This window comes from Fusobacterium necrogenes, from assembly GCF_900450765.1.
GTDB lineage: Bacteria > Fusobacteriota > Fusobacteriia > Fusobacteriales > Fusobacteriaceae > Fusobacterium_A > Fusobacterium_A necrogenes.
This window is the reverse complement of the sequence record NZ_UGGU01000003.1, coordinates 1903282-1927475: the sequence shown is the minus strand read 5'-3', so window position 1 is coordinate 1927475 and position 24194 is coordinate 1903282. Positions and strand designations below refer to the sequence as shown.

Here is a 24194-nt window from a genome sequence, read left to right as displayed (position 1 = left end):
TATTTTGATACTACTAGTTTAGTTTAATTCCTTCTATTTTTTTAGTATCCTTTTCATTTTTTTTTATACTTTTTTTAGTTCCCAAAAACAAATTTTTTATTTCATTAATTTCACTATTTTGTTTTTTCTCCCGTGTATTTTTTCATTTTTAAATAATTCTTCTGATTTATCCCTATTTTTATTGAAAAAAAACTCCAAATAATAATATACATAATTTATTTGGTATATTTTTTTGCCAAAAAATATCTCTTTTTTTAAAAAAGAGAGGGATTCTATCCCTCTCTGCCTTTATGATTGATTTCTTTTATTGAAATATTATAAATTTTATTTAAATTATACCTCAAACTTTTCATATTTGAATAATTATATTTTTCAATCAACTCTTCAAAATCTACTCTTCTATTATTCCTATACTCCTCTATAATATATCTTGTTTTCTCTCTAATTATGAGCTTTTTTAAAGTTAATTTTAACATTTTATATACAATCTCATCAACTTTTTTAGCCCTATACCTAGTTTTTTTTAATATTCTTTCTTTTATCTCACTTTCTGGTAATCTTATATTTTCTTCCACTATTTGAAATATTTTTTCTATCTCCTCTTCTTCATTTAGTAATAGAGACACAGAAAATATATCACTCTCTATTAAGCCATTTATCTTTAATAATGTAATAACCAAATCTATAAAAAAATCAAATGAATCCTTGAATATACTTTCATCAAGAAATTTTCTCATATTATTTTCATCTACTACAAGTCTTAAATGCCTTAATTTTTTCAATTCTCCAACTTTTACTCTATCTAAAAAACTTGTTTTTAATTTGACAATAATCATTACAGCATCTTTAGTTAAGATCTTATACCTATCTAATTTAAACTGAGGTCCTGATAATATATATTCTCCTTCTTTTAAAAATATTCCATTTTTATAATATACCTCACCTCGTGACAGTATTCTTACCTCTAAGCCATCATTATTTTCTCTAGGTATTCCCCATTCATTCATTCTTTTTTTGTATATTCTAGTTATCTCAAAATACTCATTAGAAAATATTATCTCATGCTGTTCTCTTTCACTCTCTTTTAAATGATATTCACAAACATTGAATATAAAATTTTTATTCTCCTTTATCCAAGTTTTAAAACTATCATTTATCCCTTCCTCTTCCTGTAAAATATAATTAAATCTCTCAAATTTTTCATTTTCATAATAATATATAACTTTTAAGAAAAAATTTGCTAGATTTTCTATAAAGTTTTTATATATTTTATTACTTTTCTCCATTTTAAAATCAAATATAAGTTCAGCTATATTTATAATATCCTTATCTATTATTTCAAAATTATTCTCTCTCCCCATTCTGGAAATTATATTTTTCACTATTTTAAATCTTATTCTCTCTTTTGATTCTTGCTTTTCTAGTAAATACTCTATGAATGCTACCATTTTAATAATCCCTCATTATTTTTCTAAATTTACTTGGTGAATAACCACTAGCTCCTTCAAATTTTCTTACAAAGGTCTTAAGTGTATATCCCAGTTCATCAGCTATCTCCTCTATACTTTTCTGACTTTCTAAAAGTAGCTTATAACTTTTAGATATTTTTTCTTTTTCAATATATTTAGTTGGAGTTGTATCAAAAAGAAATTTGAATACCATATATGTTTTAGCCATACTCATATTGAGTTCTCTAATCAAAAATCTGCCTAGCTCTTTTTCATCTAAATCATCATTATTTTCTACAAATTTGATTATATCAGCCTTATATTTTATCCATTCATAATTCAAAATCTTATTTTTTTTCCCTTTTACTTTCTCCAAAAGGTAAAGCATAGCTTGAAATAGTATTTGTCTAGTTTTATTATCTTCAATTTTAGAATTCAATATCATGTTGAAAATTGACATATTGTATATTCTATATATCTTTGTTTCCTCAACTTCAAATACAATATTCAATTTATTTAAAAACTCTTTTTTAAATACAAAGATTATCACTGAAGCCTTATTTACAAAAGATGTTAGATTTAAATCTTTACTTTTTTTCATAGTTACAATCATATTTTTTTCTGGAATTAATTTTTTTTCATATTCAACTATTCCATCTACTACTATATAAAAAAACATATCTCCATAATTATATATCTCTTTTAACTCTATACTCTCAACATCCTTTAAATAATATATATCATAGTCTTTATCAAAAAGAGTATAATAAAAATCCTTTTCTGACACTCTTACCTTATATTGATAATTAAATTCCTCATAAAATGATAGTAATAAATTTTTTATAGGAGAACATTTAAGCCTTTCAAGCATTTTTTCCTCAAATTCTCTTTTACTTGGAATTAAAGTTTTACTAAAGTAATCATATGCATAATCACAAAACTCAAACATATCATGTTGTATTGATTTTTCACTCCAAATTTCCCTCAATACCTTATACTCTCTATTTTTTAAATATAAACAAAGTACAGCCAATGTCTCTTTATCTATTTTATAATTAATATTCCCTATTTCTATATTTAAATATCTAAACATACTTATTATCCAATAATCCTTGAAACTCAAGTATCTCTTTAATAATTCCATACTTTCTCTCATAAACTTTCCTCGCAAAACTAGATATAGACTTTTTTAAATACTCTATTTTACTATATTAAATACATCATTATCACAATTTTGTCAAGTATGTTTTAACTATACATTTATAATTAATAACTTTTAAATAAAAAAACTAAAGAGAAAATTCCCTTTAGTTTTATCCTATTATTTTACTAAAATTGCTACTGCTGTAGAATTATCTACAAAGACTCCTTTACTACTCCCTCTAGCTATTACTTTTGAAGTTATCTCCCCATTATAATCACTATTTGTTCCACTATCTTTTAAAGTATAAGAGATTTCTCCCACATTTTCTCCAATAAGATTTTTCACTTCTCTCTCTTTATTAGCTACTTCTTTCATATTTTCTTTATCTATTAATTTAGCAACTATACTCTTTTTTGTATCAGAAATTACATATTCTCCTTTTTCATTTTTCTCTAAAATTTGAGCACTAAACTCTCCTTTACTCACATTATTTTTATCACTTTTTATATCTTTATGTTTAAGTTCTATTGAACTATTATTCTCTGAAGATATAACTAACATCTTAGTTGGAACTGGATTCACTATTCTTCCTCTAGCCACTAATCTCAATGTAGCACTTCCTGAATATCTCCCATTCTCATCTTTTTTCAATTCTGTTTTTACAGCTCCCAATGCTCCAACACTCAATACTAGCATAAGTATTGGAATTATCTTATTTACTCTAATTTCCTCCCTAAATTTATAAATATGTATAATTTTTTAAATTTTTTTTTATTTTTTAATTTATAAATTTTTTTTATTTTTTTCTTATATATATAATAACATATAATTATGTCAATCATGTGAATTCATGTTTTATTTTTAAAATTTTTATTATTTTTGTTTAAAAATAAAACTGAATATATCTAGTTTTGAAACGATATTTTTTTATTTTTTTATTTTTATAACACTAAAAGTTTTTAATTTAAAAAATTATAATAAAAAAAACACCTTCAATCAAATTGAAAGTGTTTTTTTATTAATTCTCTCTCGAATTAAGCTCTAAAATATATTAAAGCACCATTTCTTCCTGATTTCATTTTATCTCTTCTGTAGGAATGAAACTTTCCATCATAGGTACACAATTTATTTAATAATATATTCTCTTTTAATAATCCTAATTCTAATAAATTTCGATAAACAAATTCCTGATTATCAAAATATATTTTACCATTCTCTTTTTTGAAACTTTCCATTATCAACTTTTCTGAAAATTTATCTTTAAACTTTTGTAAAAATTCTTCTCCTACCTCATACCTCTTTTGAGATATCCCTATACCGAAAGCTACTCTAATATTTTCTAAACTACATCCATACTCATCTATCATAAGTTTTATAGCTTTTTTTCCTATCTCCTTATAACTACCTTGCCAACCAGAATGTACAGCCCCTATAACTTCTCTTTTTTCATCAAGTAAATATATAGGTAAACAATCTGCATATTTAGTCAATATCACTATATCTCTTCTGTTAGTAATAAATCCATCTGTATCTTCAAAGTATAACTTTTCTAGACTATTGACTATTACTATATTATCACTATGAGTTTGAAACCCTGATACAATATATCTTCCCTCTAAAGAAAAGTCTTTTAATATCTTCTCCTTACTCATCTCTTTCACATTCCCATAATTTTTTTTGGTATATATTGCTGATACACCTAACTTTCTCCACTCTTGTAGTTCTATATAACTATCTCTATCTAAAAACATCTCTACTCCAACTCATTTTTTAATCTTAAAACTTTATTTAAATTTCTCATAAGTTTTTCAAAATCTTTAAAATATAGGGATTGCATTCCATCAGAAGTAGCACATTCAGGATTATCATGTACCTCCACCATAGCTCCATCAGCTCCAGCTATTACTCCTGCTAAAGTTACAGGTTCTACCAAATTACGTCTGCCTGTTCCATGACTTGCATCTATTACTACTGGAAGATGTGATTTCTCTTTCAAAAGTGGTATAGCATTTATATCTACTGTATTTCTTGTGATAGTTTCAAATGTTCTTATTCCCCTTTCACAAAGTATAACCTCTCTATTTCCATGAGCTACTATATACTCTGCTGCCATGAGTAACTCTCTCATTGTAGCACTCATTCCTCTTTTTAAAAGTATTGGTTTACCTGCTCTTCCTAAAGCTTTTAGAAGAGAAAAATTTTGCATATTTCTAGTTCCCACTTGAAATATATCTGCATATTTACTTATTAGAGGTATATCACTAGCATCCATAACTTCAGTTACTACCAACATATCATAAGTATCAGCTGCTTCTTTCATATATTTTAATCCTTCTTCTCCTAATCCTTGAAAGTCATATGGAGATGTTCTTGGTTTGAAAGCTCCACCCCTCAAAGCTTGAGCTCCAGCTGACTTAACTTTTTTAGCTATTTCAAATATAGATTTTTTACTTTCAATAGCACATGGTCCTGCCATTACTAGAAAATTTCCTCCTCCTATTTTTCTACCTCTCACATCTATTATAGTATCTTCTGGTTGAAATTCTCTACTTACAAACTTGTAGCTCTTTCCTATACTTACTAATTCATCAACTCCATCAAAAGAAAGAAGTCTATCTAAATCAACTTTTTCCTTATCTCCTACCACACCTATTTTATAGTAATCTTTTTCTTTTAAAATGACACTACCTAATCTATTATCCTCAAGAAATCTTAAAATCTCATTTTTTTGTTGTTCTCCTATATTTTTTTTACTCTTTATATACATTTTTTTCTCCTAATCGTTTCTTTAAATTATACAACTTTAGTCTATTTTTTTAAAGTATTATCTTTTATTTTTCCTCGGTATTGGTAGCGGTTTTAATGGCATAACATAAGTAATACCTGGGTTCATATCCAGTCTCATTTTTACACACTCTTTATTTCTCAAAAAATATGCTCTTATTTTCGTCCTTATAACAGGTTTACTATCTAAAAATTTTGAGCCATATCCATGTATTACCATTATCTCTTTTCTATGTCCCTGTTTATATAATAAATTGTATTTTCTGATAAATACCTTAAGAGCATCATCAAAATTCATATGATGTAAATCTATCTCATTGTACATGAATAAGCCTCCTAGAAATAAAAAAAGAGTCCATTCGGACTCTTTTAAACTTAATTACTGAGCTGATATAGCTGATACTGGACATCCACCAGCACAAGCTCCACAGTCTACACAAGCATCTCCAATAACATATTTTCCATCATCATCCATTGATATAGTTCCTACTGGACAAGCTGCCTCACAAGCTCCACATCCGATACAAGTATCTTTATCTATTACGTGCATTTAAATCCCTCCTAGTGTATTTTTAATTTCTTTCTTTTAATTTACATAAATCAAGTTTATACTATTTTTTATATTTTGTCAAGTATAATTTAAAAAAAATTAATTATTTATTAACACTAATATTTTGATGATTAAAATTTATTTTGCCTCGAATTCTTCTATCCAATTCTCTCCATTTCCTACTAGCACTGGTAAATAGATAATTACATTCTCTGTTGCTCCAAGAGTTATAGTCTTCTTTATCTCTTGTTTTTCCCCATTTTCATCTTTATAAGTTACTAATAACTCATGAGTTCTTCCTTTAGCTTCCCCCATTCCTCTTCTATTCACTCTTACTTTTTTAGCCTTTTCTCCATTTAATGAATAAGATACATCTTTTATGGCTTCATAACCATCTCTTGCTCTATTTTCAAAGTATACACTATGCAGTCTTCCAGTTATAAATAGTGCTACTGAGATTCCAATAACTACTATCATAAGAAGTACCCAATTTCTTATCATCTTCATTATTTATCCTCTCCTTTACTACTATTTTGTGCTGCTTCTAATGCTCTTCTTCTCTCTTCAGCTTTCTCTTTCTCTCTTCTCCATTGATGCATAATAAGGACTAAAGCTATTATTCCATAAGATACAAATACTCTAAAATATTCTCCTATTTGTGCAGAACCAATTAACTCTTTCCCAGCTCTTGGTGCTAAAATAAACATAGCATGGAAAAGTACAACTCCACTTAAAGCATTAGGTATAGAAGCTTTTGCTACACTAGCTCCCCCTATAAGTAAGGCGGCTATTGAGAACATTCCTATTTGTTCATGGCTATTATAAGTATTCATTGTTCCTATATTTTGTAAGAAAATTATTTGTCCTATTGCCGCTAACATTGTAGATATAACTATTGCTATAACCCTTGTTCTATCTGCAGCGATACCAGCTGATTTAGATACCTCTAAGTCTTGTCCTATTGCTCTCATATCTTGACCTAATTTTGTTTTTCTAAACCAAACTATAAATAGACAAAATAATACAACAGCAATTATTGTCAATAAAGGAATAGAGAACTCCCCTATCTTTAAAACCACAGCATCATCTAGAGCTCTTCTAATATTCTTTAAATCAATAGCATTTCTAATTCCATATCCTCTAGATAAAAGAATAGCACTATCTGTTATAGGTATTACTTTACCCATTCCATATAAAACTATAAGCTGATACACTCCATTGATAAAAAATCCAAGTATCATAGAGGTAATCATCTCTCTACCCTTAGCTCTATTTAAAACTACTCCTCCTACAAGTCCTAAAAGAGCTCCCATTGGAAGTGATAAAATAATAGCTAAGAAAAATCCTTGTAATCCTACTATTTGCCAATCTGTAATAAAAATAAGTGCTAACTGACCTGCCATAGCTCCTAAAACAATACCAAAGTTAAGTCCCATTCCTGCAATTATTGGGATTAATAATGAAAGAACTAAGAATAGGTTACGAGAAAGTCTAAGTATTATCTCTTGAATAATATATTCCATACTCAGTCCCGATATTGGAATTGAAGCTACTATTATAATTATCATAAATATAGGTACTATATTGTTTATCAAAAATTTCTTCATCTTATTTTCCACTTCCAGCACCGTCCTTTCTTGTTAGAGCATAAAGTATCATTCCATTAGATACTATTATTCTTATTGTTTCTGACATATCTGTTTTTATAAGTCCATTTACAACAGTAGGTGTCATTGTAAGTATTCCTTGGAAAAGGAATGTTCCTACCACTACATTTGCTATTGTAACCTTATTTACAGATGCTCCCCCAATAAGAATAGCAGCTATTGCTGGAAAGGCCATATAAAATGGTGCTAAATATAATTGTACAAATCCAAAACTTTGCTGGTATATTACAATTCCAACTGCTGAAAGAACTGTTGACATTACTACTGACTGTACTCTCACCTTATCAATATTTATTCCAGTAGCTCTTGCAAACATATCATTAGTTCCTACTGCTTTCATGGCATAACCACTTCTTGTTCTAAAAAATATCCAAATAAGAAAAGCCAGTATAATAAAGAAGACTATCTCTCCTAATGGAAGAAAACTACTATTTATATGTAGAGCTTTTTCAAATGCTTTATGCCAATAGTTTTCAACACTAATTGTAGTACGTAGTCCCTCTCCTCCATATGCCCAGATCATATCTGGACTTTTAAATGGAAGTATAAGCCACATAATACACATAATAGCAACTGATGAAAATCCTATATAAGTGGCTATCATCATCTCTCCACCTTTTACTTTATTTAGAATATGACCATAGAGCCATCCAAATAAAAGTGCAAATGGAAGAGAAAAAACTATTGCTCCAAATACTCCTGTAACACCTTTTAATCCTAACTCTATACTGATAACAGCCCCTAAAAGTCCTGCCTCTACTCCTAATGGCATTCCAAAGTTAAGCCCTGTTCCAGCTTGTATCATAGGTACTAAAGATAGCACTAATATTGCATTCATTCCAAATCTTACTAAGGTATCTCCTAAAGCTGCTTTTAAGTTTATTCCAATAAAAGGAGACACTACATACATTGATAAAAGAAATAATGCTATTATTATTCTTGGCCAACCAGCCTCTTTTATCATCTTATTTATACTATTCATTTCCTGCCTCCTTAACTCCTACCATCATTTTACCAAACTCTAATATATCAGCTGTCGGTGGTAGGATCCCTTCAACTTTTCCCTCATTTATTATAGCTATCCTATCACATATACTTCTTAGCTCCTCTATTTCAGATGAAGTTATTATAATAGTTGTTCCTTTTTCTTTGTTATACTCTTTTAAAGTATCTAGCACAAGTTTTTTAGCTCCTACATCTATTCCTCTTGTAGGTTCAGATACGAATAATACTTCTGGATTCATAGTGAAAGCTTTAGCCAAGCAAACTTTTTGTTGATTTCCTCCACTAAGCTCCTGTGCTCTTTGCTTTTCACTAGTACATCTTATCTCCAATTTTTTTACATACTCTTGTGCATTTTCTTTTACAGCTTTTTCATCTACTATATTAAATATTCCAAAAGCCTTTTTAAAGAACATCTTTTTAATTTGCATAGCTGGATAAGCTATATTATCCTCTATTGAACTATCTAATAGAAGCCCTACTCCTTTTCTATCTTCAGATACAAAGAAAAGTCCTTTAGATAATGGTTCTGCTGGAGAATTTAAAGTTATCTTCTCTCCTTTAAAAGTAACTTCTCCTCTAGCATCATAAAGTCCCATTATTCCATTAGCTACTCCTATTTTCCCTTGACCTGCCATTCCTCCAAGTCCTAAAATCTCTCCTTTTTTAATATCTAAAGAAAGATTCTTTACTCCCTCTCCCGGCATATCAACCCAAAGATTTTTTATAGAAATAATAGTTTCTTTTAGTTCATCTTCAGTCTTAACATTATGAGCAGATCCCTCCATCTTTCTTCCTATCATCCATTCAGTTATCTGATTTACATTTGTATCCTCTGTTGCTACTGAGTTTATTAATAGTCCATCTCTTAAAACTACTACTTTATTACATACCGATAATATCTCATCAAGTCTATGAGTTATAAATAGTATTGCTATACCTTTTTCAGATAATTTTTTCATAGTTTCTAGAAGTACTTTTGCCTCTTCCTCTGTAAGTACTGCTGTTGGTTCATCCAATACCAAAAGTTTTGTATTTTCTCTTTCAATTTCACGAGCTATTTCTGTAAATTGCTTGTGTGCAACAGGCATCTCACTAATTACTGTGCTAGATTTAATATCTACTCCTAAATTTGAAAGAGCCCCTTTTGTTCTCTCATCTATCTCTTTTTTATCTATCGCTTTTATTCTTGAACCAAACAAACCTTCTAAAAAACTATTTAATGTAGATTCTCTATTCAAAACAACATTTTCAGAAACTTTAAATCCTGGAATTAATGAAAACTCCTGATGTACCATACCTATTCCAGCACCTAAGGCCTCAAAAGGTGATGAAAAATTTACTTCCTGGCCATCAAAATATATTTTACCTCCATATCCTCCTGTTTCTGAAATCACTGGCATTCCAAATATACATTTCATCAATGTAGATTTACCTGCACCATTTTCTCCAACTAATCCTACTATCTCTCCAGGCCTCACTTCTAAATTAATGTCTTTTAAAACTGTGTTCTCTCCAAATGCCTTAGAAAGATTTTCAATTTTTAATAATATCTCTTTCAAATTTTTCACCTCTTAAAGAAAAATGAGGGGAAAATATTTCCCCTCACCTTATTATTTTATTTCAAAATATTTAGCAGGAACTTCATCATCTGTCATGTGTAAGTATCCTTTTCCTAAAACATAAGTATCTTGGTATAATAGATAGAAATTTTCTTTCTCTACTCCATTTACATCAGCATAATTACTTCCGTTCCATTCTGCTCCTGGAGTAAATTTATTATATGATTCAATAATTGCATCAAAATCAATTATATCAGTACCATTTTCAATTACGTTTCTTACGTGATCTCCTAATGCTATTGCTGATGCAAAGTTGTATGAATATGCCCAAGTTCCCATTCTTCCTGCTGCACCCTTACCTACAACTGTATCTTCAACTTTCTTTAATATTTTTGGCCAATTTCCTTTTTCATCTTCAGTAAATTTAATTCCTAAAGCACCAGGATATCCCATTGTAGGAGATGGTAAGTCAGCTTCTACAAAATATCCTCCATCTTCAGCTATTCTTTTTAGTAATGGCTCTGTATGAGCATCATTTGTTGCAAAGAAAGCAACATTTTTACCATATCTATTTAACCAGTTAGGTACTTGCTCTAATATATATTGTTGAGCTCCTGCTACTCCAACATCACTTACTGGATCTGGAGCTGAAACATCTATAAATTCCATTCCTAAATCTTTAGCAGCTTCTGCCATTATATTTCTTCTTCTTGACAATAATTCATAACTTAAGTGTCTTGGGAAAGATATATGCATAAATTTATCTGCACCCATATTCTTTGCCGCTTTAACAATTAAATATCCTCTCGCTACGTTATCTGGATTTGTTACTAAATCAGAAACCTCTGTTATAATTTCTGGATCCTCATGTGGTGAGTTAGCAACAAGTAAAATATCTGGTCTAGCTTCTCTTATTCTTCTAAAAGCTTCCACTGTTCCTGGCACTGCCTCTATAACAATGATAGCCTTCATTTTAGGGTCATCAGCTAAAGCAACCATTTGCGATATAGTAGTTTCCATCTTTTGCATAAAATTATCTGGATAAGTTACATGAGTAACCATTCCTCCCTTATCAACAGCTCCATACATTTTTATTAATTCTTCAGCTCCACGAAGGCTATCTTCTGATTGAGAAACAGTTCCACTTACTACTCCAATATGGTAGTCAGCGTTTGCTGCGAAACTAAAGATTGACATTAAAAACATCCAACAGAATAAAAGTAATTTTTTCATATTTTCCCCCTTATATATATTTTTTAGATTTAAAAAGAATTCTACTAAAAAAAGTACTATTGTTTTAGTACTTATCCCTCAAACTTTCTAAATCTGTTTTCAATGATTATACACCCATATATTACATCTGTCAATTAAAATTATCATTTTTTTATTTATTATATATTTTTTATATATAATTTTATTTTCTCTATATATTTTTTTGAAAACTTTTTTACTTTTTTATAAAAAAATTCAGTTTTATATAAAATTTTAAGCATTTGAGTCTCTATATTTTTCTATTATAACTTTTACATCTTCTAATTTTAATCTTCCATGTATATCCTTTCCTATTACCACAACAGGTGCTAGTCCACATGCTCCCATACATCCTAAAGAATTCAAAGAGAAAAGATTATCCTCAGTTAAATCCCCTATTTTTTGAATTTTTAACTCTTTTTGAAGAAACTCTAATATTTTCTCTGAGCCTCTAGCACGACAACCTGTTCCTGTACAAACAGAGATGTGATATTTAGCCTTTGGTTTCATTGAAAAAAAACTATAAAAATTTACAACTTCATATACTTTAGACACTGGTACTCCTACTTTTTCAGCTACAAATTCCTGTACTTCTTCAGGAATATATCCAAATATCTCCTGTGCCTTATGAAGTATTATAATTAATGAGCTTTTTTTATCTTCAAAAGTAGAAATATAAGCTTCTAATTCTTGAAAAGCAATATCTTTTTTAGGTATCATATTATTTTCCTCCTTATTTATAGTACATAATTTTAATCCACTATTAAATTTTACCATCTTATTTCAAAAAAGCAATTAAAATAAATTACAAAAAATAAAAAAGCTTAGCGAATTCCTATCCTCCCAGGAGGCTTCCCTCCAAGTACTTTCAGCGTTTATGGGCTTAACTTCTAGGTTCGGAATGTGACTAGGTGTACCCCCATAGCTATTTTCACTAAGCATTATTAATTATTTGATTAAATGCTTGGCAAGTTCCTATCCTTCCAGGAGGCTTCCCTCCAAGTACTTTCAGCGTTTACGGGCTTAACTTCCAGGTTCGGAATGTGTCTGGGTGTACCCCCGTAGCTCTTCTCACCAAGCTAATGTCTATTTACATAGGCATTTGAAACTATATAGTAATATCAGGTAACGCTGATTCCTTTCAGTCATCTGCGTCTAAATAATCATAGTCGTAACTTCGTTACTTCTTGATTATTTGAAGGTTAAAACTTCGACTTATTAGTATTGGTCAGCTAAAGGCCTCGCAACCCTTACACCCCCAACCTATCTACCTCCTAGGCTCGAAGGAGTCTTAAAGAATACTTATCTTGAAGTCAGTTTCCCGCTTAGATGCTTTCAGCGGTTATCTGTTCCAAACGTGACTACCCAGCTGTGCCACTGGCGTGACAACTGGTACATCAGAGGTTTGTCCATCCCGGTCCTCTCGTACTAAGGACAGATCTTCTCAATATTCTAACGCCTACAGTGGATAGGGACCGAACTGTCTCACGACGTTCTGAACCCAGCTCACGTACCGCTTTAATGGGCGAACAGCCCAACCCTTGGGACCTTCTCCAGCCCCAGGATGCGATGAGCCGACATCGAGGTGCCAAACCCTACCGTCGATATGGACTCTCGGGTAGGATCAGCCTGTTATCCCCAGGGTAGCTTTTATCCGTTGAGCGACGATCCTTCCATTCGGAATCGCCGGATCACTATGTCCTGCTTTCGCACCTGCTCGACCCGTCAGTCTCGCAGTCAAGCTCTCTTATGCCATTGCACTCTGCGGTTGATTTCCATCCAACCTGAGAGAACCTTTGAACGCCTCCGTTACTCTTTCGGAGGCGACCGCCCCAGTCAAACTGCCCACCTAGCACTGTCTCCGTGGCTTCAAACCACAGATTAGAATTTCAACATTGAATGGTTGGTATTCCACCGACAACTCCAATGCAGCTAGCGCCACATCTTCATAGTTTCCCAACTATCCTATACATGCAATGCCAAAACCCAATACCAAGCTACAGTAAAGCTCCATGGGGTCTTTCCGTCCTACTGTAGGTAACCGGTATCTTCACCGGTAATACAATTTCACCAGGCCTCCCGTCAAGACAGCGCTCAAATCATTACACCATTCGTGCAGGTCGGAACTTACCCGACAAGGAATTTCGCTACCTTAGGACCGTTATAGTTACGGCCGCCGTTCACCGGGGCTTCAATTCGGAGCTCTCACTCCTCCTCTTAACCTTCCGGCACTGGGCAGGTGTCAGCCCATATACATCGCCTTACAGCTTAGCATAGACCTGTGTTTTTGTTAAACAGTTGCTTGAGCCTCTTCACTGCGACCCCCAAGCGCTTTGCATTGCGTGTATACTCACGCCCAGGGGCACCCCTTCTCCCTAAGTTACGGGGCTATTTTGCAGAGTTCCTTAACGAGAGTTAGCCTGTCCGCCTTAGATTTCTCATCCTGACCACCTGTGTCGGTTTCGGGTACGGGCAGTCATACCTTAACGTTAGAAGCTTTTCTTGGCAGCGTGGGATCTGTACATTCATCTTACGACTATATATCACACCTCAAATCTAACTTGACGGATTTACCTATCAAGTCATTCTACATGCTTTTACGGAAACTACCGTTCTTCCGCGCACATACCCTTCTGCGTCCCTCCATCACAAAATATGACTGGCACAGAAATATTAATCTGTTTTCCATTCGCCTACGCACTATAGCCTCGGCTTAGGTCCCGGCTTACTCAGGGAAGACAAGCTTTACCCTGAAAACCTTGGTCTTCCGGCGGGGAGGATTCTCGCCTCCCTTCTCGCTACTTATTCCTGCATTCTCACTTCTGATACCTCCAGAGTTGCTTACGCTTCTCCTTCAACGGCCTACAGAACGCTCTCCTACCAATTGCTTGCGCAATTCCACAGCTTCGGTTCATAACTTAGCCCCGTTACATTGTCGGCGCAGAGACTCTCGACCAGTGAGCTATTACGCACTCTTTAAAGGTATGGCTGCTTCTAAGCCAACCTCCTGGTTGTTTATGAATCTCCACCTCCTTTCCCACTTAGTTATGATTAGGGACCTTAGCTGGTGGTCTGGGTTGTTTCCCTTTTGACGATGGAAGTTAATTCCCATAGTCTCACTCCTGAGCTCTTGAATTATGGTATTCGGAGTTTGATTGGATTCAGTAAGCAATGCGCCCCCTAGTCCATTCAGTGCTCTACCCCCATAATTAAACACTCAAGGCTGCACCTAAATGCATTTCGGAGAGAACGAGCTATCTCCTAGTTCGATTGGCTTTTCACCCCTAAACCTACCTCATCTCCCAACTTTTCAACGGCGGTGAGTTCGGGCCTCCACTGTGTCTTACCACAGCTTCACCCTGGACAGGCTTAGATCACCAGGTTTCGCGTCTACGCCCAGCGACTAAAATCGCCCTGTTCAGACTCGGTTTCCCTTCGGCTCCGTTAAACTTAACCTTGCCACTGAACGTAACTCGCAGGATCATTCTCCAAAAGGCACGCCATCACCCCGAAGGGCTCTGACCGCTTGTAAGCACATAGTTTCAGGTTCTATTTCACTCCCCTCCCGGGGTTCTTTTCACCTTTCCCTCACGGTACTATACGCTATCGGTTAGTAAGAGTATTTAGCCTTACGAGATATGGTCCTCGCAGATTCACACAGAATTCCTCGTGTTCCATGTTACTTGGGAGAGAACGGACAAGTTAATGAGTTTACCTGTACAGGATTATCACCTTCTACGATCTAGCTTTCCAACTAGTTCCAGTTCAGTCATTAACATTGTTGAGTACGTTGCAGTTCCTCGTAGTTCTTCCCACAACCCCGCATAAACAACGGCTGCATCCTTGACATTTATGCGGTTTGGGCTCATCCCCGTTCGCTCGCCGCTACTTGGGGAATCGTTTTTACTTTCTTTTCCTCGCGTTACTTAGATGTTTCAGTTCACGCGGTACCCTCTTTCGTGCTAAGTCTTCAACTTAGCGGATTGCTCCATTCGGAAATCTCAGGATCAAACGTTCGATTGCAACTACCCTGAGCTTATCGCAGCTTACCACGTCCTTCATCGGCTCTTACTACCTAGGCATTCCCTATGTGCCCTTAATTATTTTAACCTTTAGTTTTTAAATATTGATTGACAGCTAACTCTATTAAAATTAGAGTTAAATTGTATTATCTGATTTACTATATAGTTTCCAATGTCCATTAATTTGGTGGAGATAAGCGGGATCGAACCGCTGACCTACGCAGTGCAAGTGCGTCGCTCTCCCAAACTGAGCTATATCCCCATATCTTTATGGTGCGTTCGAGTGGACTCGAACCACCGACCTCACGCTTATCAGGCGTGTGCTCTAACCAGCTGAGCTACGAACGCTCATTCATCTCATAAATAATAATGTTTCAGATTTATTAAATCTACATCTAATAATTTAGTCATTTGACTTACAATTATTGAAAGAACATTATCAATAGAATAGAGAAAGTATTGCTCCTTAGAAAGGAGGTGATCCATCCGCACGTTCCCGTACGGATACCTTGTTACGACTTCACCCCAATCGCTAATCACACCCTCGGAGCATCCCTCCTTGCGGTTAGGCCTGCTACTTCAGGTGCAACCAACTCTCGTGGTGTGACGGGCGGTGTGTACAAGACCCGAGAACGTATTCACCGCAACATAGCTGATTTGCGATTACTAGCGATTCCAACTTCATGTACTCGAGTTGCAGAGTACAATCCGAACTGAGAATAGTTTTCTGAGATTAGCTCCCCCTCGCGGGTTTGCGACTCTCTGTACTACCCATTGTAGCACGTGTGTAGCCCAGCGTATAAGGGGCATGATGACTTGACGTCATCCCCACCTTCCTCCTGCTCATCGCAGGCAGTATCGCATGAGTGCCCAACTTAATGATGGCAACATACGAAAGGGGTTGCGCTCGTTGCGGGACTTAACCCAACATCTCACGACACGAGCTGACGACAGCCATGCACCACCTGTCACTAGGTTCCCCCGAAGGGGCACGAAGGCATCTCTGCCAACTTCCTAGGATGTCAAACGCTGGTAAGGTTCCTCGCGTTGCGTCGAATTAAACCACATGCTCCACCGCTTGTGCGGGTCCCCGTCAATTCCTTTGAGTTTCATACTTGCGTACGTACTCCCCAGGCGGATTACTTATCGCGTTAGCTTGGGCGCTGAGGTTCGACCCCCAACACCTAGTAATCATCGTTTACGGCGTGGACTACCAGGGTATCTAATCCTGTTTGCTACCCACGCTTTCGCGCTTTAGCGTCAGTATCTGTCCAGTGGGCTGGCTTCCCCATCGGCATTCCTACAAATATCTACGAATTTCACCTCTACACTTGTAGTTCCGCCCACCTCTCCAGTACTCTAGTTTGACAGTTTCCAACGCAATACGGAGTTGAGCCCCGCATTTTCACATCAGACTTACCAAACCGCCTAGACGCGCTTTACGCCCAATAAATCCGGATAACGCTTGCGACATACGTATTACCGCGGCTGCTGGCACGTATTTAGCCGTCGCTTCTTCTGTTGGTACCGTCACTTACTTCGTCCCAACTGAAAGCACTTTACATTCCGAAAAACTTCATCGTGCACACAGAATTGCTGGATCAGACTTATGGTCCATTGTCCAATATTCCCCACTGCTGCCTCCCGTAGGAGTAAGGGCCGTGTCTCAGTCCCCTTGTGGCCGTTCACCCTCTCAGGCCGGCTACCTATCATGGCCTTGGTGAGCCGTTACCTCACCAACTAGCTAATAGGACGCAAAGCTCTCCTGCAGCGCATATAGCTTTCATATGAATTCCATGCGAAACTCACATAATATCCGGTATTAGCATTCGTTTCCAAATGTTGTCCCAGACTGCAGGGCAAGTTCTTTACGCGTTACTCACCCGTCCGCCACCATCACCCGAAGGATCAAGTAGACTTGCATGTGTTAAGCATTCTGTCAGCGTTCATCCTGAGCCAGGATCAAACTCTTCGTTCAATCTATTAAACTCAGTAAAATATACTGATTATTTACACCAATTTATTGTTGTGTTTGCATTACTTATCTTTCTCTATTCTGTTGCTAATGTCCTTATTCATCAGTACCGCTCTCTTGCGGACAAGGTATATATTATCACATATTTAGGAATACGTCAATAGTTTTTTAAATTTTTTTGTTTTTTAAAAGTTATATTTTTCTAGTTTCTTTTTTGATACTATCTCATATCTATTTTTTTCTAATTTTATAATAACTCCTTCTTCTATAAAACTTTTTATAACCCTTGAAAGAGATGGACGGCTTACATTAAAATATTCTGCTAACTCTTTAATACTTTTATCAAATTCAAAATAATTCTCTTTTTCATTTTTTAATATATATTCAGCTAATTTTTGATTTATTGTTTTATTACTCAAACTTTCCCATAAATTTTTTGATAAAAATTGAGCTTTATTACTTATCTCATCTAAAAATCTAACTAAAATCTTTGAGTTCTTCTTCAATAATTTTATAAGTTCTTTCTTTTGAATATAAAAGATTTCTGCTTCACTTTTAGCTATCAAATCAACTGGAAACTTATTTACTTTTCCAAAGATAAAAGCTGAAGCAAGTATTTTTCCTTCAGGTAATTCCTCTATTTTTTTTACATTTCCATCTTCTTTTAACATTTCTGCAACTAAAATACCTCGAATGTTAATATATATACCATCAATATTATCTCCTCTAAAAACTACATGCTCTCCTTTTTTAAACTTTAAAATTTTACATTTACTTTCTTTAAATATCTCTAAAATTTCCTCCTCCATCAGTCCCTTAAAAAATTCTAGATTACTGATAATTTTTATTTCATTTCCTTTCAACTTCTCTATTCTCCTTATAAAATATTTATGATATAATTATTCACAGTTATTATATCATTAGTTCTAGGAGTTTTAAATGAAAAAATTTATTATTATTTGTCCAAATTGTAAGAAAAAAATGAAAATTTCTGATAAATCAGCAAAATATAGATGTCCTCATTGTAGTAAAATCTATCAATATAATTTCCCTAAAAGAGTTTTTTACAACCTAAAGGATATTTTTTTGGGTATTAGTCAGACTTTTTCTGATATGAAATATAATATAAAAAAGAAATACTCAGATGTAAAAGCAACATATCAATATATGAATCAATTAAAAAAACATATGAAAAATGATCCCAATTGGTCTCAATATAGAAAAAAACAACAAGAGATGAAAGATGTTTCTCCTAAAAAAACTTTTAAAAATTTTTTTAAAAGAAAATAAAGAAAGTACTGTTAAAGAGGGATTTTTTCTCCCTCTTTAATCTTAATGATCTTTACATGTGAAAAAAAGTTCTATTTTTTCTATTTCAGATTTTAATTGCCTAAATTTTACACCTGCTGATTTTAACATTCTTTTAGAAGCTATATTTGACTCTGTTCCACTATATTTGTCTGAAAGATAGACTAACTCTTTTATTCCACTTTGAATTATAGCCTTGCTACATTCATGACAAGGGAAAAGGGCCACATATATAGTACAGCCCTTCAAAGATTTCGTACTATTTAAAATAGCATTTAATTCAGCATGACACACAAAAGGATATTTAGTATTTAAAAATTCTCCCTCTCTTTTCCAAGGATATTCATCATCACTACATCCAATAGGCAGTCCATTATAACCTACTCCTATAATTTTTTTCTCCTCATTAACTATGCAGGCTCCTACTTGAGTATTAGGATCTTTACTTCTCATAGCTGAAAGAAGTGCTATCCCCATAAAATATTCATCCCACTTTATATAATTTTCTCTTTTCATCATTAACCTCCCTATTTTGTATTAATTATATTATAATAGTATCAATTATTTTAAACTTTTTCAAAATTTTATTTATCTAATTCTATAAATTTGTTAAAATATTAATTATTAGGAGGTACACTATGAAAAAATATTTACTATTACCTTTATTTTTGTCTTCTCTATCTTTTGCTATAACTGATTTTAATGGAATAAATTGGGGTGATAATAAAAATAATCTCAATTTAATTTTTAAAAATTTAGAAGAAGAAATATCTATTGATAAGAATATTTCTATACTCTCTGTACAAAATCCAAAAGAAAATATAGAAAAGTATCAATTTTTTCTAAAAGATAACTCTTTAAATAAGATTAGAGTTATTTTTGACAAAAAAACTATCAAGAAAAAAGAATTACAAGATATTTATCTTCAACTTACAACCAAAATTGGAGCTCCTGTTTTAAAATTACCAATCCTTAAAAATATTGGTGATTTAAAAGTTCAAGGTAATGCTTTAAAATTTATTCCTGATACTAATACAGTAATATATTTTACTGGAGTTGATACTATCGATAAACTTGATAAAATGATTGATTCTAATCTTTATTTAGATTATATTCCATCTCAAACTGAATACGTTTTTTAAAAACAAGGAAATTGTGATTTCATGTGGTATAATATTATAAAAGGAGCGTTTAAGGAGGGAGATTTTTATGAAATTTGGAGCTATTGATGCTGGGGGAAAAAAATTTATATGTGGAATAACAGATGAACATGGTAACACTCTTGAGAAAGTAAGTTTTCTCACAGAGACTCCAGAAAAAACTATTCCACTTGTTATCGATTTTTTTAAAAGAAAAAATATAGTTGCTTTAGGTATCGGTTGTTTTGGTCCTTTGGATTTGAATTTTGACTCTAAAACTTATGGTTATATTACTTCTTCTCCTAAAAAGGCCTGGAGAAATTATAATATTCTCGGAACTCTTCATTCTGAGCTAAATATCCCAGTATATTTAGATACCAATATAAATGCAGCTGTTCTTGGAGAATCTGTTTGGGGAGCTGCTAAAGGTCTAAACAATTCAATTTTTCTCACTATTGGAAGTGGTATTGGTGGAGGAGCTATTGTAGAAGGGAAGCTGATACATGGTATGATACACCCTGAAATGGGACATATTTTTGTAAGCAGACACCCTAGAGATAAATTTGCTGGAAATTGTCCTTTTCATGGCGGAAATTGCTTAGAAGGAATGGCATCTGGTCCAGCTATTGAAAAAAGATGGAATAAACCTCTTACTTCTTTGCCTGAAGATCATCCAGCTTGGGATTTAGAAGCTTTTTACATAGCACATGCTTTGGTAAATTATATATTAGTTCTATCTCCAGAAAGAATAATACTTGGTGGTGATGTTATGAAGTTCAAACATCTTTTACCAACTGTAAGAAAATCTGTTGTAAAATTACTAAATGGTTACGTTCAAACAGAACAAATTTTTAAAAATATCAATGATTACATTGTTTTTCCAGATTTAGGAGAGAATTCAGGATTTTTTGGAGCTGTTGCTCTATGTATAAAAAATTTCAAGTAAAAAACTGGGATTATAAAAAAATTAATTAAAGAAAATAAATAGAGCAAGCTGATAAAAGCAAATACTTAAAAACACAGTTGTTTAAAATCAAATTTTATGTTTTTAGTAAGTCAAACCATGCTTGCTCTTTATTCTTTGAATACAGTTATCTTTAAAGTTACTTTGATTACTCTAATTTCTCAAATTACAATACTTTCTTTTATTCAATGTCATCACTGGATCTTTTTCTAGAAAATTTTTATACATAAATACGGAAATAATACAAGTTACTATATCAACTATAGGAAAAGATGCCCAAACACCTATAAGTCCATATATTTTTCCAAATATATATGCTATTGGTAAAAGTAATATGAACTGCCTTAATAAAGTTATTATCAACGATGAAAATCCCTTCCCTATTGCTTGTAAAAAGCAGGAAAATATAAAACATACACTTCCAAATGAATAACTCGTTGACATTATTCTCATTGTTTGTACTCCCATACTCAACATTTCATCACTCACTTCAAAAAACTGAAGTATCTCCTTTGGATAAAGCCAAAAAAGTGCACTTCCTAAAAAATTAATTATCACACATATTATGATAGAATAGTTTAATACCTCAGATACTCTCTTAGAATTTCTAGCTCCATAGCTATATCCCATAATAGGCATAGCTCCTTGTGTTACTCCACTAGTTGGCATATATATAAAAGTTTGTAATTTAAAATATATTCCAAAAAGTGAAATTGCTAAGTTTGATATTTCAGAGAGAATAAGATTTATTCCCATTACTAAAAAAGAGCCTATTGACATTATAAAAAATGATGGTATCCCAACATTATATATCTCTTTTACTATTTTTCTATCAATAAAAAAATCTTGTTTCAATATTTTTATACTCTGTTTTTTAAAAAATAAAACATAAACAGAACAAAATAAAGCGATTAATTGACCAATTATTGTAGCTATAGCTGCTCCTTTAACACCCATAGCAGGTAATCCAAAATAACCATATATTAATATAGGATCCAATACTATATTAACAACAGCACCTATTATTTGTAAATACATAGGAGTCAATGTATTTCCTGTAGCTTGCAATATCTTTTCTATTGCTATCTGAGCAATAATTCCTATACTAAAAAATATTATTATATATGTATAACTTACTCCAAGTTTTAATATATTTTCCTCTTGAACAAAAAGTTGAAAAAATCTCTTAATAAAGAAGATCCCCAATATACACAAAATTAAATAGTGTATTATTGCTAAAGTTATTCCATTTCCAGCTGTTTTATTAGCTATATCTTCCTTTCTTTCTCCCAATTTTCTAGCTATATATGAGTTTAAACCTACTCCAGAACCTACTGCAATAGCTAATATTAAATTTTGAATTGGAAATGCTAAAGATACTGCAGTCAACGCTTCCGTTCCAAGCCTTGCTACAAATATTGAGTCTACTATATTATAAAGTGAATTTATTAACATAGATATAGTTGGTGGTATAGACATTGTTAATAATAATGGTAGAATTTTATATGTTCCCATTTTATTTTCTTTTACTTGCATCTGACCTCCTAAAAATAAAAAACGCCTCTTATTGTTTTAATATGATAACTGAAAACAATAAAAAGCGTTATTATTAATCTCTATACCTCTAATATATCATATAAAATAAAATTATTCAATATTTTCATACAACTTTTTATACAAATTTATTTTCTTATGTAAGTTTTTTAGATTTTTTGCTATAATATAGATAATAAAATTAGAAAGTGAGGAATTATATGCAATATAAAAGTAAAGATATCGCTAGAATATCAGTTGAAATGTCTATGAGTAGTAGAGATGAGGAGTTAGAATTAAAAGAAAAATATTTAAAAAAAGGAATAAAAACTGCTGCTGTTGATATTGGTGGAAATGTTGTAGAATCTATTCCTAAGATATTAGAAAGAACACTAGTTGCAGCTAAAAGAAATGGTTTAATCTCGGAATCTCATGTATATGAAGGAGCTGTTACTGGAGCTACTAGAGAAGCTATCGATCAAATTTTAGATAAATCAGTAGGTTTCAATGTAGGTGGTAAAATAGGAATAGCTAGATATCACGAACATCTCTCTGTCTGTATTTTTCTTACTATAGGCATGTTTAGACTTGATGAAGTTGTTATAGGTCTTGGACATAGGGCTGTTCCTATTGAATAAAAATCCTATTGACATTTAAGAAATTTTTATATATAATCTAAGAAAATAAGTGTATAATAGTAGTATAGTAATAGAAATAAAAAACTGTAGGATTGTAGGATTGTAGAGAAATAAAATGATATTACATAGTAGGAATTTTTTCCTATATTTTTTCACATATTTTGTTATTTACCTTTTTACAATTCTTGTAAAAAGGTTTTTTTATTTCTCAGAAGGAGGGAATTTTTATGAAAAGATGTGTAGGACAGAAAATTAAAACTCTATTTTTGATGAGTATTTTTTTTATCTTGGGAAGCTTAGTTTATGCTAATGATAAGGTTTTCGAAATAGGTATTACACAATTTGCTGAACATCCAGCTCTTGATGCTGTAAGAAAAGGATTCGAAGATGAAATCAAAGAGCTAGGTATAGATAGCAATATTGACTATAAAAATTCACAAGGAGATACTGGAACTGCAAGCATGATAGCTCAAAAATTTGTAGTAGATAAAAAAGATTTAATATTTGCAATAGCAACTATTTCAGCTCAGTCTGCTAAACAAGCTACAAATGATATTCCTCTACTTTTTAGTGCTGTAACAGATCCGGTTCACTCACAATTAGTCAATAGTATGGAAAATGTAGGTGGAAATGTAACTGGAACAAGCGATGCTACTCCTATTAAAAAACAATTATCTCTTTTTAAAGAGTTAGATAGTAAGGCTAAAAAAATAGCTATCATTTACAACACCAGTGAATCTAACTCAGAAATACAAGTAAAAAAAGCTAAAGAAGTTGGAAAAGAAATTGGATTGGAAATAATTCCTGTTGGAATCAATAATATAAATGATATTCCACAAGCAGTGAACTCAGTTGTAAGAAAAGTAGACGGATTTTACACTATCACTGATAATATTGTAGCCTCAGCTATAAACTTGATCTCTAAAACAGCTGTAAAATATAACAAACTTACTGTTGGAGCTGAAGAAGCTCATGTTCAAGGTGGAATACTTATGACTGATGGACTTAGTTACTATGAATTAGGAAGACAAACAGGTCGTATGGCAAAAAATATTTTAGTAGATGGGAAAAATCCTAAAGATATGCCTGTAGAAACTTTAAATAATACCACTAAGATCGTCAATACTAACACTCTTAAAAAATTGAAACTCTCTAAAGAAAATCAAGTTTTCTCGGGAGCTGTATTTATAGATTAGAAAGGAGATTA

Annotated in this window: 21 protein-coding genes, 2 tRNA genes and 4 rRNA genes; 5 read left to right on the top strand and 22 right to left on the bottom strand. The window is 32.5% G+C overall.

Going from position 1 to position 24194, the window contains the following annotated elements; translation table 11 throughout:
* Nucleotides 1–272 precede the first annotated feature (272 nt).
* The 20 genes from DYA59_RS09350 to DYA59_RS09255 all read right to left on the bottom strand — a co-directional run bounded on the left by DYA59_RS09350 (nt 273) and on the right by DYA59_RS09255 (nt 18268).
* On the bottom strand, nt 273–1448 hold the full coding sequence (locus tag DYA59_RS09350; RefSeq protein ID WP_115271406.1) for a hypothetical protein: 1176 nt from the start codon (nt 1446–1448) through the stop codon (nt 273–275).
* A gap of 1 nt (nt 1449) precedes the next feature.
* Nucleotides 1450–2604: a helix-turn-helix domain-containing protein gene (locus DYA59_RS09345; protein WP_115271403.1), complete on the bottom strand. Its 1155-nt coding sequence runs from the start codon at nt 2602–2604 to the stop codon at nt 1450–1452.
* 165 nt (nt 2605–2769) lie between these two features.
* Nucleotides 2770–3288 carry a hypothetical protein gene (locus DYA59_RS09340; RefSeq protein ID WP_115271401.1) on the bottom strand — a complete coding sequence of 173 codons (519 nt, stop codon included), beginning with the start codon at nt 3286–3288 and terminating at the stop codon, nt 2770–2772.
* 338 nt (nt 3289–3626) lie between these two features.
* Nucleotides 3627–4343, bottom strand: coding sequence for a peptidoglycan editing factor PgeF (gene pgeF / locus DYA59_RS09335; protein ID WP_115271399.1), 717 nt, complete (start codon nt 4341–4343; stop codon nt 3627–3629).
* A gap of 2 nt (nt 4344–4345) precedes the next feature.
* Entirely contained in the window at nt 4346–5359 is a 1014-nt protein-coding gene (aroF, locus tag DYA59_RS09330; RefSeq protein ID WP_115271397.1) for a 3-deoxy-7-phosphoheptulonate synthase, read from the bottom strand.
* 57 nt (nt 5360–5416) lie between these two features.
* Entirely contained in the window at nt 5417–5701 is a 285-nt protein-coding gene (locus DYA59_RS09325) for a Smr/MutS family protein (protein ID WP_115271395.1), read from the bottom strand.
* 54 nt (nt 5702–5755) lie between these two features.
* Nucleotides 5756–5926: a 4Fe-4S binding protein gene (locus DYA59_RS09320; protein WP_115271393.1), complete on the bottom strand. Its 171-nt coding sequence runs from the start codon at nt 5924–5926 to the stop codon at nt 5756–5758.
* A gap of 138 nt (nt 5927–6064) precedes the next feature.
* Complete coding sequence (locus DYA59_RS09315) at nt 6065–6433, bottom strand: DUF6672 family protein (protein ID WP_115271391.1); 369 nt, start codon at nt 6431–6433, stop codon at nt 6065–6067.
* Complete coding sequence (locus DYA59_RS09310; protein ID WP_172606972.1) at nt 6433–7533, bottom strand: ABC transporter permease; 1101 nt, start codon at nt 7531–7533, stop codon at nt 6433–6435. Before DYA59_RS09310 ends, DYA59_RS09315 begins: the two co-directional genes overlap by 1 nt.
* A gap of 1 nt (nt 7534) precedes the next feature.
* Entirely contained in the window at nt 7535–8557 is a 1023-nt protein-coding gene (locus DYA59_RS09305) for an ABC transporter permease subunit (protein WP_172606993.1), read from the bottom strand.
* A gap of 10 nt (nt 8558–8567) precedes the next feature.
* Nucleotides 8568–10157 carry a sugar ABC transporter ATP-binding protein gene (locus tag DYA59_RS09300; RefSeq protein ID WP_115271385.1) on the bottom strand — a complete coding sequence of 530 codons (1590 nt, stop codon included), beginning with the start codon at nt 10155–10157 and terminating at the stop codon, nt 8568–8570.
* 51 nt (nt 10158–10208) lie between these two features.
* Complete coding sequence (locus DYA59_RS09295; protein WP_115271383.1) at nt 10209–11390, bottom strand: DUF3798 domain-containing protein; 1182 nt, start codon at nt 11388–11390, stop codon at nt 10209–10211.
* Between the two features lie 252 nt (nt 11391–11642).
* Complete coding sequence (locus DYA59_RS09290; protein WP_115271381.1) at nt 11643–12128, bottom strand: NADH-quinone oxidoreductase subunit NuoE family protein; 486 nt, start codon at nt 12126–12128, stop codon at nt 11643–11645.
* Between the two features lie 102 nt (nt 12129–12230).
* Nucleotides 12231–12347 (bottom strand): 5S ribosomal RNA (gene rrf / locus DYA59_RS09285).
* A 23-nt stretch (nt 12348–12370) separates the two neighbouring features.
* Nucleotides 12371–12487: ribosomal RNA gene (rrf, locus tag DYA59_RS09280) — 5S ribosomal RNA — on the bottom strand.
* Nucleotides 12488–12606: 119 nt separating this feature from the next.
* Nucleotides 12607–15519 (bottom strand): 23S ribosomal RNA (locus DYA59_RS09275).
* 96 nt (nt 15520–15615) lie between these two features.
* Nucleotides 15616–15692: transfer RNA gene (locus DYA59_RS09270), tRNA-Ala, on the bottom strand.
* 9 nt (nt 15693–15701) lie between these two features.
* Nucleotides 15702–15778 (bottom strand) — tRNA-Ile (locus DYA59_RS09265).
* 122 nt (nt 15779–15900) lie between these two features.
* Nucleotides 15901–17408, bottom strand: a 16S ribosomal RNA gene (locus tag DYA59_RS09260).
* The 16S, 23S and 5S rRNA genes sit together here with 2 tRNA genes alongside, the layout of an rRNA operon.
* 182 nt (nt 17409–17590) lie before the next feature.
* A complete protein-coding gene (locus DYA59_RS09255; RefSeq protein ID WP_245943732.1) occupies nt 17591–18268 on the bottom strand; it encodes a Crp/Fnr family transcriptional regulator in 678 nt (225 codons plus the stop codon).
* 76 nt (nt 18269–18344) lie between these two features.
* Here DYA59_RS09255 and DYA59_RS09250 point away from each other — a divergent pair, with 76 nt between their 5' ends.
* Nucleotides 18345–18695 (top strand): hypothetical protein, encoded by a 351-nt coding sequence (locus tag DYA59_RS09250; RefSeq protein WP_115271379.1) that lies wholly within the window; start codon nt 18345–18347, stop codon nt 18693–18695.
* 42 nt (nt 18696–18737) lie between these two features.
* Here the strand turns inward: DYA59_RS09250 and DYA59_RS09245 are convergent, their stop codons facing one another.
* Complete coding sequence (locus DYA59_RS09245; RefSeq protein WP_115271377.1) at nt 18738–19229, bottom strand: deoxycytidylate deaminase; 492 nt, start codon at nt 19227–19229, stop codon at nt 18738–18740.
* A 122-nt stretch (nt 19230–19351) separates the two neighbouring features.
* Between DYA59_RS09245 and DYA59_RS09240 the strand changes: the two genes are divergently transcribed.
* Together DYA59_RS09240 and DYA59_RS09235 are read left to right on the top strand one after the other, a co-directional pair.
* The gene (locus tag DYA59_RS09240; RefSeq protein WP_115271375.1) at nt 19352–19855 is read left to right on the top strand and encodes a hypothetical protein; all 504 of its coding nucleotides are present in this window, start codon (nt 19352–19354) and stop codon (nt 19853–19855) included.
* A 67-nt stretch (nt 19856–19922) separates the two neighbouring features.
* Nucleotides 19923–20798, top strand: a complete 876-nt coding sequence (locus DYA59_RS09235; protein ID WP_115271373.1) for an ROK family protein — start codon at nt 19923–19925, stop codon at nt 20796–20798.
* A 171-nt stretch (nt 20799–20969) separates the two neighbouring features.
* Here DYA59_RS09235 and DYA59_RS09230 read toward each other — a convergent pair whose 3' ends face one another.
* Complete coding sequence (locus tag DYA59_RS09230; RefSeq protein ID WP_115271371.1) at nt 20970–22352, bottom strand: MATE family efflux transporter; 1383 nt, start codon at nt 22350–22352, stop codon at nt 20970–20972.
* 218 nt (nt 22353–22570) lie between these two features.
* Between DYA59_RS09230 and DYA59_RS09225 the strand changes: the two genes are divergently transcribed.
* Entirely contained in the window at nt 22571–22987 is a 417-nt protein-coding gene (locus tag DYA59_RS09225) for a HutP family protein (protein ID WP_115271369.1), read from the top strand.
* Between the two features lie 227 nt (nt 22988–23214).
* Nucleotides 23215–24183: an ABC transporter substrate-binding protein gene (locus tag DYA59_RS09220; protein ID WP_115271367.1), complete on the top strand. Its 969-nt coding sequence runs from the start codon at nt 23215–23217 to the stop codon at nt 24181–24183.
* Nucleotides 24184–24194 lie beyond the last annotated feature (11 nt).

Excerpts from the sequence above, each read along its gene's own strand:
- DYA59_RS09350 (WP_115271406.1), bottom strand. The coding sequence starts at position 1,448 with ATGGTAGCATTCATAGAGTATTTACTAGAAAAGCAAGAATCAAAAGAG.
- DYA59_RS09345 (WP_115271403.1), bottom strand. The coding sequence starts at position 2,604 with ATGAGAGAAAGTATGGAATTATTAAAGAGATACTTGAGTTTCAAGGAT.
- DYA59_RS09340 (WP_115271401.1), bottom strand. The coding sequence starts at position 3,288 with ATGCTAGTATTGAGTGTTGGAGCATTGGGAGCTGTAAAAACAGAATTG.
- pgeF (WP_115271399.1), bottom strand. The coding sequence starts at position 4,343 with ATGTTTTTAGATAGAGATAGTTATATAGAACTACAAGAGTGGAGAAAG.
- aroF (WP_115271397.1), bottom strand. The coding sequence starts at position 5,359 with ATGTATATAAAGAGTAAAAAAAATATAGGAGAACAACAAAAAAATGAG.
- DYA59_RS09325 (WP_115271395.1), bottom strand. The coding sequence starts at position 5,701 with ATGTACAATGAGATAGATTTACATCATATGAATTTTGATGATGCTCTT.
- DYA59_RS09320 (WP_115271393.1), bottom strand. The coding sequence starts at position 5,926 with ATGCACGTAATAGATAAAGATACTTGTATCGGATGTGGAGCTTGTGAG.
- DYA59_RS09315 (WP_115271391.1), bottom strand. The coding sequence starts at position 6,433 with ATGAAGATGATAAGAAATTGGGTACTTCTTATGATAGTAGTTATTGGA.
- DYA59_RS09310 (WP_172606972.1), bottom strand. The coding sequence starts at position 7,533 with ATGAAGAAATTTTTGATAAACAATATAGTACCTATATTTATGATAATT.
- DYA59_RS09305 (WP_172606993.1), bottom strand. The coding sequence starts at position 8,557 with ATGATAAAAGAGGCTGGTTGGCCAAGAATAATAATAGCATTATTTCTT.
- DYA59_RS09295 (WP_115271383.1), bottom strand. The coding sequence starts at position 11,390 with ATGAAAAAATTACTTTTATTCTGTTGGATGTTTTTAATGTCAATCTTT.
- DYA59_RS09290 (WP_115271381.1), bottom strand. The coding sequence starts at position 12,128 with ATGATACCTAAAAAAGATATTGCTTTTCAAGAATTAGAAGCTTATATT.
- DYA59_RS09250 (WP_115271379.1), top strand. The coding sequence starts at position 18,345 with ATGAAAAAATTTATTATTATTTGTCCAAATTGTAAGAAAAAAATGAAA.
- DYA59_RS09245 (WP_115271377.1), bottom strand. The coding sequence starts at position 19,229 with ATGAAAAGAGAAAATTATATAAAGTGGGATGAATATTTTATGGGGATA.
- DYA59_RS09240 (WP_115271375.1), top strand. The coding sequence starts at position 19,352 with ATGAAAAAATATTTACTATTACCTTTATTTTTGTCTTCTCTATCTTTT.
- DYA59_RS09235 (WP_115271373.1), top strand. The coding sequence starts at position 19,923 with ATGAAATTTGGAGCTATTGATGCTGGGGGAAAAAAATTTATATGTGGA.
- DYA59_RS09230 (WP_115271371.1), bottom strand. The coding sequence starts at position 22,352 with ATGCAAGTAAAAGAAAATAAAATGGGAACATATAAAATTCTACCATTA.
- DYA59_RS09225 (WP_115271369.1), top strand. The coding sequence starts at position 22,571 with ATGCAATATAAAAGTAAAGATATCGCTAGAATATCAGTTGAAATGTCT.
- DYA59_RS09220 (WP_115271367.1), top strand. The coding sequence starts at position 23,215 with ATGAAAAGATGTGTAGGACAGAAAATTAAAACTCTATTTTTGATGAGT.